Annotated in this window: 10 protein-coding genes; 8 read left to right on the forward strand and 2 right to left on the reverse strand. The window is 70.1% G+C overall.

What is annotated here, in order from left to right:
• Positions 1-7: 7 nt before the first annotated feature.
• A complete protein-coding gene (locus tag ACFWP0_RS17005) occupies positions 8-1,156 on the reverse strand; it encodes an acyl-CoA dehydrogenase family protein (RefSeq protein WP_377843930.1) in 1,149 nt (382 codons plus the stop codon).
• Positions 1,157-1,412: 256 nt separating this feature from the next.
• On the opposite strand from ACFWP0_RS17005, the gene ACFWP0_RS17010 reads away from it, so the two are divergent.
• The 3 genes from ACFWP0_RS17010 to ACFWP0_RS17020 are packed head-to-tail and all read left to right on the forward strand — an operon-like array spanning position 1,413 to position 4,447.
• A complete protein-coding gene (locus tag ACFWP0_RS17010; RefSeq protein WP_377843931.1) occupies positions 1,413-2,381 on the forward strand; it encodes a Bug family tripartite tricarboxylate transporter substrate binding protein in 969 nt (322 codons plus the stop codon).
• A gap of 29 nt (positions 2,382-2,410) precedes the next feature.
• The gene (locus tag ACFWP0_RS17015; protein ID WP_377843933.1) at positions 2,411-3,211 is read left to right on the forward strand and encodes a crotonase/enoyl-CoA hydratase family protein; all 801 of its coding nucleotides are present in this window, start codon (positions 2,411-2,413) and stop codon (positions 3,209-3,211) included.
• A 54-nt stretch (positions 3,212-3,265) separates the two neighbouring features.
• Complete coding sequence (locus ACFWP0_RS17020; RefSeq protein WP_377843934.1) at positions 3,266-4,447, forward strand: acetyl-CoA C-acyltransferase family protein; 1,182 nt, start codon at positions 3,266-3,268, stop codon at positions 4,445-4,447.
• Between the two features lie 62 nt (positions 4,448-4,509).
• Here the strand turns inward: ACFWP0_RS17020 and ACFWP0_RS17025 are convergent, their stop codons facing one another.
• Complete coding sequence (locus ACFWP0_RS17025; RefSeq protein ID WP_377843936.1) at positions 4,510-5,283, reverse strand: IclR family transcriptional regulator; 774 nt, start codon at positions 5,281-5,283, stop codon at positions 4,510-4,512.
• Between the two features lie 113 nt (positions 5,284-5,396).
• Here ACFWP0_RS17025 and ACFWP0_RS17030 point away from each other — a divergent pair, with 113 nt between their 5' ends.
• Genes ACFWP0_RS17030 through ACFWP0_RS17050 form a run of 5 tightly spaced genes read left to right on the forward strand, consistent with a single transcriptional unit; the run spans position 5,397 to position 11,607 of the window.
• A complete protein-coding gene (locus ACFWP0_RS17030) occupies positions 5,397-6,284 on the forward strand; it encodes an enoyl-CoA hydratase (protein WP_377843937.1) in 888 nt (295 codons plus the stop codon).
• The gene (locus ACFWP0_RS17035) at positions 6,281-8,365 is read left to right on the forward strand and encodes an acetate--CoA ligase family protein (RefSeq protein ID WP_377843939.1); all 2,085 of its coding nucleotides are present in this window, start codon (positions 6,281-6,283) and stop codon (positions 8,363-8,365) included. The genes ACFWP0_RS17030 and ACFWP0_RS17035 overlap by 4 nt, the downstream gene beginning before the upstream one ends.
• A gap of 37 nt (positions 8,366-8,402) precedes the next feature.
• Positions 8,403-9,371, forward strand: a complete 969-nt coding sequence (locus tag ACFWP0_RS17040; RefSeq protein ID WP_377843940.1) for a Bug family tripartite tricarboxylate transporter substrate binding protein — start codon at positions 8,403-8,405, stop codon at positions 9,369-9,371.
• Between the two features lie 4 nt (positions 9,372-9,375).
• On the forward strand, positions 9,376-10,563 hold the full coding sequence (locus tag ACFWP0_RS17045; RefSeq protein ID WP_377843942.1) for an acyl-CoA dehydrogenase family protein: 1,188 nt from the start codon (positions 9,376-9,378) through the stop codon (positions 10,561-10,563).
• 6 nt (positions 10,564-10,569) lie between these two features.
• The gene (locus ACFWP0_RS17050) at positions 10,570-11,607 is read left to right on the forward strand and encodes an acyl-CoA dehydrogenase family protein (RefSeq protein WP_377843943.1); all 1,038 of its coding nucleotides are present in this window, start codon (positions 10,570-10,572) and stop codon (positions 11,605-11,607) included.
• The last annotated feature ends 244 nt before the right edge of the window (positions 11,608-11,851 follow it).

Below are 11,851 nucleotides of genomic sequence, written 5' to 3' on the forward strand. Positions count from 1 at the left end.
GTCGTCCTTATCGAAGGCCAAGACCGCGGGCGATGATGCCGCGCAGGATTTCACGCGTGCCGCCGCGCAGCGAGAAGGTGGGGGCGACCTGTTCCAGATAGGCCAGCGTGCGCAGGAGCGGCAGCGGCGGGGGCTGGTCGGGGCGCCGTCCCAGCGTGTCGCCGATCAGGCGCGGGATGGCTTGCTCAAGCTCGGTGCCCAGGTCCTTCACCAGCGACGCCTCGGTGGCCGGGCTGAGTCCCGCCGCCAGCTTGCCCGCCACCGCCAGGGACATGGCGCGCAGCACCGCCATCTGCGACAGGATGCTGCCCAGCGCGGCGCGGCTGCCGGCATCGTCGGACACGTCGCGGCAATGCGCGAGCCAGCACTCCAGGAGCGCGATGCTGGAATACAGGCGCTCGGGTCCGCTGCGCTCGAAGGCCAGTTCGGCGTTTACTTGCGCCCAGCCGCCGCCTTCCTCCCCGATCAGCGCGTCCGCGGCCAGCGCTACGTTGTCGAAGAACACTTCGGAGAAATGCGCGTCGCCCGCCAGGTCTTCGATGGGGCGGATCGTGACGCCCGGCAGCGACAGGTCGACGATGACCTGCGACAGGCCCTGGTGGCGGTCCTCGGCCGTGCCTGATGTCCGGACGAGCGCGATCATGTAGTGCGAGCGATGCGCGTTGGTCGTCCAGATCTTGCTGCCGTTCAAGCGCCAGCCGCCGGCCGCGGGCTCGGCCCGGGTGCGGATGCTGGCGAGGTCGGATCCGGATCCGGGTTCGCTCATGCCGATGCAGAAGAACGCCTCGGCGCGGCAGATGCGCGGCAGGTAGAAGGCCTTCTGGCCGGGCGTGCCGTACTTGAGGATCAGCGGCGCGCTCTGGCGGTCGGCGATCCAGTGCGCGGACACCGGCGCGCCCGCGCCCAGCAGTTCCTCGGACAGCACGAAGCGCGCGAAGTGGCCGCGCGCCGCGCCGCCGTGTTCGCGCGGCAGCGTCAGGCCCAGCCAGCCGCGTTCGGCGAGCTGGCGGCTGAAGCCCGCGTCGAATCCCATCCAGGAGCGGGCCCGTTCGTCGGGCTCCAGGCCGTCCAGCGTGTCCGCCAGAAAGGCGCGCACGTCGGCGCGCAAGGCTTCGTCCTCGGGAGGGATGGCGGTCAGTTCAAGCGTATCGATCATCGAAGCTCCGGTGCGGGCAAGGGCGCCGCAGCACAGGCGCCGGGGCCCACTATCCGGGAACCCGCCGAACGCTGTCCAATAGTATTTTTTTGATTTCCGATACGCAGGGCTTATAGGCGCAGCCACGCCCCGATAGCGCAGGCGTATCGCGCGCGCAGAAATTAATATTAGACGGCGCCTGCCTGCATGCCTACGCTCCCTGTAGACCCGTGACTCGCCCCGCGCGGACCGGGCGACAACAACAAAGGAGACAAGCATGAACAAGGTGATGCGCCTGTTGGCGCTGGCCGGCGCCGCCTGGCTGGCGCAACCCGCGGCGGCGGCCCAGGCCGCGTATCCGGACAAGCCGATCCGGCTGATCGTGTCGTTTCCGCCGGGCAGCGGCACCGACAGCAACGCCCGCTATGTGGCCAGGAAGATGGAGGAAAAGCTGGGCGTGGCCGTCACGGTGGAGAACCGCCCGGGCGGCAACAGCTTCATCGCCGCGCAGGCCGTGGCCACGGCCGAGCCCGATGGCTACACGCTGCTGCTGGCCAGCAATTCGCCGGTGGCGACCAATGCCGCCATGTTCAAGCAGCTGCCCTACGACCCGGTCAAGGATTTTGCGCCGGTGGCGCGGCTGGGCTACGGCGCGATGGCCCTGGCGGTGAAGGCCGATGCGCCGTACAAGACGGTGGCCGACCTGGTCGACGCGGCGCGCCGGCGGCCGGGCGAACTGAATTTCGGCAGCGGCAGCGCGTCCTACCAGATCGCCACCGAGCTGTTCCTGTCGATGGGCGGCATCAAGGCCAACCATGTGCCGTATCGCGGCGCGGCGCCCGCGCTCACGGACCTGGCGGGCGGGCAGGTGGACTTCGTGTTCGCGGACTACGGCGCGGTGATTCCCTTTGTGCAGAGCGGCCGCATGCGCCTGCTGGCGGTCACCGGCGATGCGCGCCTGAAGAGCGCGCCCGATACGCCCACCTTGCAGGAGTCGGGGTTCCCGGGCTATTACATGGTGAACTGGACGGCCGCCTTCGCGCCCGCGCGCACGCCGGCGGCCATCATCGACACCTTGTCCGACGCCTTGCTGGCCATCTACCGCACGCCCGATGCCGCCGAGTTCCTGGCGCGCACGAGCTGGGAGGTGTTTCCGGTGGGGCCGAAGGAACTGGGCGACTTCCAGCGCGCCGAAATACGCAAGTGGGACGAGGCCGCCCAGCGCGCCGGCATCCCGAAGCAATGACCCGCAGTCTTTCAGAACAGGAGGGATCCATGACGGATCTGGTGCAGATCGAACAGAGCGCGGACGGCGTGGTGACGCTGACCTTGAATGACCCGGCAACGCGCAACGCGCTGACCGGCAGCACGATGGTGGACGAGCTGCTGGCCGCGTTTGCGCGCATCGAGCGAGATCCGGCCGCGCGCGTGCTGATCATTGCCGCGGCGGGCAGCGTGTTCTCGTCGGGCGGCAACGTGAACGACATGCAGCGGCAGATCGGCCCCGAGGTCGGCAGCGCCGCGTTGCGCCAGGAGTACCGGCACGGCATCCAGCGCCTGCCGCTGGCCTTGCACGCGCTGGAGGTGCCGACCATCGCGGCGGTGAACGGCCCGGCCATCGGCGCGGGGTGCGACCTGGCCTGCATGTGCGACGTGCGCATCGCGGCGGAAGAGGCGACGTTCGCCGAGAGCTTCGTCAAGCTGGGCATCGTGCCCGGCGACGGCGGCGCCTGGTTCCTGCCGCGGCTGGTCGGCATGGCGCGGGCGGCCGAGATGTCGTTCACCGGCGACGCGATCGATGCGCGCACGGCGGCCGACTGGGGACTGGTGTCGCGCGTGGTGCCGGCGGCGGAGCTGCTGTCCGCCGCGCGGGCGCTGGCCAGCCGCATGGCGGCGAATTCGCCCGATGCGGTGCGCCTGACCAAGCGCCTCCTGCGCGAAAGCCAGCATGCGCGGCTGGATGCCTTGCTGGAGTTGTCGGCGGCCTACCAGGCCCTTGCGCACAAGACGCCGGCGCATGCCGAGGCGGTCCAGGACTTTGTCGCGCGCCGCGCCGCGAGGAAGCCCAAAGGATGAACCGGGGACGGCAGGCGGGCGGTATGATGGAAAGCACTACAAGGAGGAAACATCATGAATGAAGTCATCGTCGCTTCGGCCGTCCGCAGCGCCATTGGCGATTTCGGGGGCGCGCTGAAAGACGTGCCGCCCTGCGACCTGGGCGCCACCGTCATCAAGGCCGCGCTGGAGCGCGCCGGCGTCTCGGGCGACGAAGTCGGCCACGTCGCCGTCGGCCACGTCATCAACACGGAACCGCGCGACATGTACCTGTCGCGCGTTGCCGCCATGAATGCCGGCATCGCCAAGGAAACTCCCGCGTTCAACGTCAACCGCCTGTGCGGTTCGGGCCTGCAGGCCATCGTGTCGGCGGCGCAGACCATCATGCTGGGCGACGCCGAGATCGCCGTGGGCGCCGGCGCCGAAAGCATGAGCCGCGCGCCGTATATCGCGCCGGCCCAGCGCTGGGGCGCCCGCATGGGCGACAGCGTCATGCTGGACATGATGACCGGCGCGCTGTCCGATCCGTTCGGCCGCATGCACATGGGCGTCACCGCTGAAAACGTGGCGGCCAAGTTCGGCATCAGCCGCCAGGACCAGGACGCCGTGGCCGCGGAATCGCACCGCCGCGCCGCCGCCGCCATCGACGCGGGCTACTTCCGCGACCAGATCGTGCCGATCGTGATGAAGTCGCGCAAGGGCGACATCGTGTTCGATACCGATGAGCACGTGCGTCGCGACGTCACGGCCGACAGCCTGGCCACGCTCCGGCCGGTCTTCCAGAAGGAAAACGGCACCGTGACGGCGGGCAACGCGTCCGGCCTGAACGACGGCGCCGGCGCGCTGGTCCTGATGAACGCCTCGGTGGCGGCCAAGCGCGGCATCAAGCCGCTGGCCCGCCTGGTGGCCTATGCCCACGCGGGCGTGGACCCCGAGATCATGGGCATCGGCCCGGTGCCGGCCACGCAGGCCGCGCTCAAGCGCGCCGGCCTCACCGTCGACCAGCTCGATGTGATCGAAGCCAACGAAGCCTTCGCGGCGCAGGCTTGCGCGGTGTCGCGCGAACTGAAGCTGGACCCGGCCAAGGTGAATCCCAACGGCAGCGGCATCGGCCTGGGCCACCCCATCGGCGCCACCGGCGCGATCATCGCCACCAAGGCGCTGCATGAGCTGCAGCGCGTGGGCGGCCGCTATGCGCTGGTGACCATGTGCATCGGCGGCGGCCAGGGCATCGCCGCGATCTTCGAACGGATCTGATCCGACCAGCCGGCGCGCGCCCTCCCTGATCCGGTTCGCCGGGCCAGGGAGGGCGCTTCGCTTTATGCGTGGCCCAGGTAGTCCTTGGCCCAGGCCAGGCATTCGGCGCGCAGCAGCGCGCCCATCTGCGCCCGGCGCGGCGCATCCAGGCGGCTGCTGATGGCGCCGAAGCTGAACGCCACCCAGGTCAGTTCCGATACCGGAAACGCGACGCCCACGCCCGATACGCCGGGCGTGATGGTGTCCACGATTTCGGCGTGGCCCGCCGCGCGGGCCTGCTTCACCGCTTTCATCAGCGAGGCGCTGGACACGCCGATCTGCGCGTAGCTGGCGGCATGGCGCGCATACAGCGATGCGATCTCTTCGTCCGGCAGGCTCGCCATCAGCGCCAGCCCGCCCGCGCCCACGCCCAGCAGGCGGCGTTCGCCCTGGTCGATGGTGAACACCTTCACGGGGAAGGAGCCTGCTTCGCGCAGCAGGCACAGCGCGTAGTCGCCCTGGCGGATCACCAGGAACACCGTGTCCCCCGACAGGCGCGCCAGCTTCTGCGCGAAGGGGCGCAGCGCGTCCAGCAGGGGCGTGCGCCGCAGCGCGGCAAATCCCAGCTGCATGGAATCCACGCCCAGCCGGTAGCGCCGGCTGCGGCCGTCGCGTTCCGCGAACTGTTCTTCCAGCAGGCAGCTCAGCAAGCGGTGGGCGGTGGAGCGCTCCAGCCCCGTTGCCGTCATCACGCCTTGCAGGTCTATGCCTTCTTCCTGGTGCTGCGCCAGCACGCGCAGCAAGCCCAGGGCGCGCCGCATGCTTTGAGTGCCGCCGGTGGAACCTGTTGTGTTCATATTGTGGGAAATATTGATTGAATATTTTGTATTCTAGGATTTGTGGTGCGTTAATTCAATCCAAGCGATCGCGCCGCTTGTAGACGGCGCGGCATCACAAGGACGAGGAGACCATGGAATACGCCACCCTGGCCGTCGAGCGGCACGACTCGGTATGCCGCATCAGCCTGGCGCGCGAATCCGCGCGCAACGCCCAAAGCCAGCAGATGCTGGATGAACTGGACGACGCCCTGACGCGGGCCGAGCAGGACGACTCGGTGCGGGTCGTGGTGCTGGCCGGCCGCGGCGCGCATTTTTCGGCGGGACATGACCTGAAGGAAGCCCAGGCCAAGCGGGCCGACTTCACGGTGGAAGAGCGCTGGGAATACGAGTCGCGCCGCTACTACGGCTACTGCCTGCGCATCTGGGATTTTCCCAAGCCCACCGTGGCGCAGGTGCAGGGCGCCTGCGTGGCGGGCGGCTTCATGATCGCCAACATGTGCGACCTGGTGGTGTGCTCGGATACCGCGTATTTCTCGGACCCGGTTGGCCACACGCTGGCGGCGGCCGCCACCGAAGTGCTGATCCACCCCTGGGTGATGGGGCTGCGCAAAGCCAAGGAAATGCTCTACACCGGCGAGAAGGTGGACGCCCAGGAAGCGCTGCGCATCGGCATGGTGAACCGGGTCGTGCCCGAGGCCGAGCTGGACGCCGCCACCCTGGCGCTGGCCCAGCGCATCGCGCAGGCGCCGCCGTTCGGGCTGCGCCTGATCAAGCGTTCCCTGAACCGCACGGCCGACGCGCAGGGCTTTCGCACGGCCCTGTCGGCGCACTTCGACACCCATCAGCTGTCGCACCTGAGCGAAGAATTCCAGGCGGTGCGCGAACGCGGCCTGGCCCAGGCGATCCAGCGCAACAAGGACTTGCCCCCACGCCCCGCCCGCGATGCGGGCTTGCTGCCCCCCGAGGGGGAGACTTTTGCCTTGGGGCAGCCAGGCGGCAAAAAAGGCGAGGCCGCATGACCCCGCAACTCGACCCTTTGCTGAACCCGCGTTCGATTGCCATGATCGGCGCCAGCGCCAACGCCGGCCGCATCGGCGGCATGCCGCTGGAATTGCTGACCCGCTTCGGCTATGCGGGCGGCATCTATCCCGTCAATCCGAAGTACCAGGAAGTGTTCGGCCTGCGCTGCTGGCCGGACATCGAATCCGTGCCGGAATCCGTGGACCTGGCGGTGCTGGCGATCGCCGCGGCGGAAGTGACGCCCATGCTGCGCCGCTGCCATGCCAAGGGCGTGCGCGCGGCCATCGTCTACGCCGCGGGCTTTGCCGAGGCCGGCGGCGACGGCATCCGCCTGCAGGAAGCGCTGGAGGCCTTCGTGGCGGAAAGCGGCATGGCCGTGGCCGGCCCGAACTGCATGGGCTTTGCCAACCTGAACACGCAGGCCCATACGGCGTTCGCGTCGGTCTTCAAGACCGCGCCGGCGCAGGACGGGCCCGGCGCCGTCAGCCTGCTCACGCAGAGCGGCAACGTGTGCGCGGCGGTGTACGCCATCGCGCGCAGGCTGGGCCTGCCGTTCTCGCATTTCATCAATACGGGCAACGAGGCCTGCCTGGATTTCTCCCAGTACCTGGAGTATTTGGCGGCCGACCCGCACACGGAAATCGTGTTGGGCTACATCGAGCAGTTGCGCGACGGCGAGCGTTTCGTGCGCGCCTGCCGCGAGCTGGAGCGCCGGGGCAAGCTGCTGATCGCCTTGAAGGCGGGCACCACGGACAAGGGCGCGCAGGCCGTGCAATCGCATACCTCGGCGCTGGCCGGCGACCGGCGCGTGTACGCGGCGGCCTTCCGCCAGCTGAACGTGATCGAGGCCACCGACTTTGCGCAGATGGCGCACCTGGCCAGCCTGGCGACCCTGCGCCATCGCACGGCCGGCAAGCGCGTGGCGGTGCTGACGATGTCCGGCGCCCTGGGCGCCATCCTGGCGGACAAGTTCATCGGCGCGGGACTGGACCTGCCGGACCTGCCGGCCGAGCTGCAGGCGGTGCTGCGCGGCGGCATTCCCGACTACGGCATGGTGGGCAACCCGGTGGACGTCACCGGCAACGTCGTCAACGACCCGGCCTTCGTGCGCACCGTGCTGCAGGCGCTGGCCACGACGGACGCCATCGACGCCGTGGTGGTGTATGCGCCCGGCTACATGCTGGACCGCATGGCCGACGCGCTGGCCGAGGCGTCGCGCCAGCACAAGCGCCTGTTCGTCGCGATCGATACCGGACTGGCCCAGAGCCGCGACGCCCTGCGCGAGGCCGAGGTGGCGGTGTTCGAGGACCTGGGCCTGGCGGTGGCGGCGCTGGCGCCCTACCTGCTGTGGTGCGATGCGCGCGCGGCCACGCGCCAGGCGCCCGCGCCGCGCCTCGCGGCCGTGGCCGCGCCCGCCTTGCCGTGCAACGAAACGGACGCGCGCGCCTATGTGGCGGCGTTTGGCCTGCCGCAAGCGCGGGCAGGCGCGGCGCGCAGCGCCGACGATGCCGTGCGGGACGCGCGGCAGGCGGGATATCCCGTCGCCCTGAAGATCCTGAGCCCGGACATTGCGCACAAGACGGAAGCCGGCGGCGTGGCGCTGAACCTGGCCGACGACGAGGCCTTGCGGCGCGCCCATGCGCAGGTGACGGAGGCTGCCGCGAAGGCGCAGCCCGATGCGCGCATCGACGGCGTGATGGTGCAGAAGATGGAGCGCGGGGTGGCGGAGCTTATCGTCGGCGCCACGCGCGATCCCGTCTTCGGTCCCGTGCTGACGGTGGGCCTGGGCGGCGTGCTGACGGAAATCTACCAGGACACCAGTCACCGGCTGCTGCCGGTGGACGAGGAGATCGCCTTGCAGATGCTGCGGGAACTCAAGGCGTTTGCGCTGCTGGACGGCTACCGGGGCAAGCCCCGCGGCGATCTGGCGGCGGCGTGCAGGAGCATCGTGGCCGTGGGCAATGCCTTGCTTGCCGCGCCCGCGCATGTGGCGGAAATCGAAGTCAATCCATTGCTGATCAAAGAGGCGGGACAAGGCGTTGCCGTGCTGGACGCGCTGATCCTGCCCGCAACCCCATAGCGCGACAGCGCGCAGCGTATCCCAGGAGGAGACAAGCATGATCAAGAGACTATTGGCCGGCGTCGCACTGGCCTGCATCGGCGTCACGGGCGCCTCGCATGCCCAGGACAATTTCCCCAGCCGCCCCGTGCGCATCGTGGTGCCGTTCTCGCCAGGAGGCGCGGCCGACATCATGAGCCGCCTGCTGGCGGAAAAGCTGAGCGGCAAGCTGGGCCAGACCGTGATCGTGGAGAACAAGCCGGGCGGCGGCACCATGATCGCGTCCGACTACGTGTCGCGCGCCGAACCGGACGGCTACACCTTGCTGATGGCCGCGTCCTCGCTGGGCATCGCGCCCAGCATCTACGCCAAGGTCAACTACGACCCGATCAAGGACTTTGCGCCCATCACCCAGGTGGCCTCGGTGGTGCACGTGCTGGAAGTGCATCCGTCGATTCCGGCCAAGAACGTGGGCGAGCTCATCGCCTACCTGAAGGCGAACCCGGGCAAGGTGAGCTACGGCTCGGTCGGCACCGGCAGCTCGACGCACCTGGAAGCCGAGCTGTTCAACAGCATGGCCGGCGTGCAGATGGCGCACATTCCCTACAAGGGCAGCGCGCCTGCGTTGAACGACCTGGTGGCGGGGCGCCTGCAGGTCATGTTCGACGCGTGGGCCTCGTCGGGCCCCTTCGTCAAGGACGGCAAGCTGCGCGCGCTGGCGGTCACCACGACCAAGCCGTCCGCGTCGGTGCCCGACCTGCCCACCGTGGCGTCCTCCGGCCTGCCGGGGTATTCGGCCATGCCCTGGCTGGGCCTGGTGGCGCCCGCGCGCACGCCGCAGCCGGTGATCGACAAGCTCTACCAGAACCTCGCGCAGATCCTGCAGCAGCCGGACGTGAAGGCGCAGTTCGTGGGCCTGGGGCTGGACATCATCGGCAGCGACCCCAAGGCCTTCGCCGCGTTCATCCATCAGGACGTGGCGACGTGGGCCAAGGTGGCGCGCGATTCGAACATCCGCCTGGAGTAAGCGCATGACAGTGCTGGAAACCGCCGCGCGGGACGACGAGGCCTACCGCCTGGGCCTGCGCGGCCGGCTGGAAACCGTCTACGCGCGCTTTGCCCGCGGCTGGCCCGGCGGGGCCGATCCCCGCAGCCTGGACTTCCGGCGCGCCTGGGAAGACACCCTGTGCGCCAACGGCTGGTCCGGGCTGGGCTGGCCGACGGCCTACGGCGGGCAGGACCTGCCCCTGTCGCGCCAGGCGGTCTTTCACGAGGAGCATGCGCGCTGCGGCGCGCCGCTGGGCGTGAACCTGATCGGCCACGGGATACTCGCGCCCACCTTGCTGCACTTCGGCGCCGAGGCGCAGAAGCGCCGGTTCCTGCCCGGCATCCTGTCCAACCGCGAGGTGTGGTGCCAGGGGTACTCGGAGCCGGGGGCGGGGTCGGACCTGGCCTCGGTGCGCACGCGGGCGGAGCCGGCCGCCGGCGGGTTCCGCCTGAACGGCCACAAGATATGGACGTCCTTCGCCGACCGCGCGCAGTGGTGCTTCGTGCTGGCGCGCACCGATCCGCAGGCGTCCAGGCACAAGGGCCTGAGCTTTCTGCTGGTGGACATGCGCAGCCCCGGCGTGCGGGTTGAACCCATCCGGCAGATCACGGGCGAGGCCGAGTTCTGCGAGGTCTTCTTCGAGAACGTGTTCGTGCCCGAGGACGGGCTGCTGGGAGAGCGCAACCAGGGCTGGAAGATCGCCATGGCGGCGGCCAGCTTCGAGCGCGGCACCTACTTCATTCCGCGCCTGGTGCGCTTTGCGCAGGAGCTGCAGCAGGTGCGCGAGCTGTCGCTGCGCGGCAATGCCCATGGCCACGTGCCGGCGTCGTCGTCCGCCGTGCGCCACCGGTGGGCGCGGCTGGCCGCCGACAGCCATGTGCTGGCGCTGAAGTCGCGGCGCGCGCTGGCCGGCGCCATGCGCGGCGATCCGCCGGGGCCGGAAGGCTCGTCCACCAAGATCCACTGGAGCGAAGCGCATCAGCGCCTGCTGGAGCTGTCGCTGCAATTGCTGGGCGAAGAGGCCTGCCTGGCCGACGGCGCCGCCGACGCGCGCGCCGCGGGCCTGGTGCACGCCTACCTGTGGTCGCGCGCCGAGACCATCCTGGCCGGCACCTCGGAAATCCAGCGCAACATCATCGCCGAGCAGATGCTTGGCCTGCCCAAGGCTTGAGCGCCCATGACACAGCATCCGGACCTGCATCTGAACGAAGACCAGCGCATGCTGCGCGACGCCGCGCAGCGCTTCCTGGCCGAGCGCCATCCCCTGTCCCTGGCGCGCGCCGCCTGCCGGCGCGACGCCGCGGCGCGGCTGGCGCTGTGGCGCGAAGTGGCGGACCAGGGCTGGCCCGCCTTGCTGGCGCCGGCGGCGCTGGGCGGCCTGGACCTGGGCATGCGCGAAGCCTGGATCGTGGCTGAGGCGGCCGGGCGGCACCTGCTGAGCCTGCCGCTGGCGGCCAACATGGCGATCCTGCCAACCCTGTGCGAGGCGGGCGCGGCGGGCCCGGTGGCGCAGTGGGCCGCGGCGATGATGGCGGGCGAGACCTGGTATGCGGACGCGGCCATGCGCCCCGACGGCTCTGCATTCATCGAAGGCGCGGGGGAGGGCGTGCGCGCCCTCGCCGTGAGCCGGGTCGGCGCGACGGCCTTGCGGCTGGACCTGCTTGCGCCGCTGGCGGGCGTGGCGGGCCTGGATCCGACCATGCCGGTCGCGCTTGCGGCGCGCCCGGAAGTCGCGGCCAGCGTGGACCTGGACGTGGCGCCCGGCGCGTGGGACCGCCTGCGCACGCGCCTGCGCCTGCTGCGGTCGGCCGAGTTGCTGGGCGCGGCCTCGGCCGCGCTGGACATGGCGGCGGCCTATGCGCGCGAGCGCCGGCAGTTCGACCGCGCCATCGGCGCCAACCAGGCGATCAAGCATCGCCTGGCCGAGGACTGGATGGCCCTGGACGATGCCCGGCTGGCGGGATGGGCGGCCGCGGCGGCGCTGGACGCGGATACCCCGTCGGCGCAGCGGGACTGCCTGTTTGCGCCGCTGCTGGCGGTGGAGGGCGGCCGCCGCGCCGCTCAGAACGCCATCCAGGCGCACGGCGCGCTGGGCGTGACCTGGGAGTGCGACGCGCACCTGTATCTGAAGCGCGTGTTGCGCCTGTCGCAGAGCCTGGAGGCCGAAGTGTCGTGCCCGGACCTGCTGGAGCGGATCTGGGAGGGGGCGGCGTAGGCCCCCAGGTGTCAGACACCTCCGGGTGTCTGACACCCACAAGACGGCGCGCTTCCGGGTGTCAGACACCTGCACAGAAGCTCCAGGTGTCTGACACCCACAAGCGGACCTGCTGGAGCGGATCTGGGAGGGGGCGGAGTAGGTCCCCAGGTGTCTGACACCCACAAGACGGCGCGCTTCCGGGTGTCAGACACCTGCACAGAAGCTCCAGGTGTCTGACACCCACAAGCGGACCTGCTGGAGC

Origin of the sequence: Achromobacter sp. NPDC058515 (assembly GCF_042721735.1) — a bacterium.
Classification (GTDB): domain Bacteria; phylum Pseudomonadota; class Gammaproteobacteria; order Burkholderiales; family Burkholderiaceae_B; genus Achromobacter.

Coding starts and splice junctions, on each gene's coding strand:
- ACFWP0_RS17050 (WP_377843943.1), top strand. CDS start 10,570: ATGACACAGCATCCGGACCTGCATCTGAACGAAGACCAGCGCATGCTG.
- ACFWP0_RS17030 (WP_377843937.1), top strand. CDS start 5,397: ATGGAATACGCCACCCTGGCCGTCGAGCGGCACGACTCGGTATGCCGC.
- ACFWP0_RS17025 (WP_377843936.1), bottom strand. CDS start 5,283: ATGAACACAACAGGTTCCACCGGCGGCACTCAAAGCATGCGGCGCGCC.
- ACFWP0_RS17040 (WP_377843940.1), top strand. CDS start 8,403: ATGATCAAGAGACTATTGGCCGGCGTCGCACTGGCCTGCATCGGCGTC.
- ACFWP0_RS17035 (WP_377843939.1), top strand. CDS start 6,281: ATGACCCCGCAACTCGACCCTTTGCTGAACCCGCGTTCGATTGCCATG.
- ACFWP0_RS17010 (WP_377843931.1), top strand. CDS start 1,413: ATGAACAAGGTGATGCGCCTGTTGGCGCTGGCCGGCGCCGCCTGGCTG.
- ACFWP0_RS17005 (WP_377843930.1), bottom strand. CDS start 1,156: ATGATCGATACGCTTGAACTGACCGCCATCCCTCCCGAGGACGAAGCC.
- ACFWP0_RS17020 (WP_377843934.1), top strand. CDS start 3,266: ATGAATGAAGTCATCGTCGCTTCGGCCGTCCGCAGCGCCATTGGCGAT.
- ACFWP0_RS17045 (WP_377843942.1), top strand. CDS start 9,376: ATGACAGTGCTGGAAACCGCCGCGCGGGACGACGAGGCCTACCGCCTG.
- ACFWP0_RS17015 (WP_377843933.1), top strand. CDS start 2,411: ATGACGGATCTGGTGCAGATCGAACAGAGCGCGGACGGCGTGGTGACG.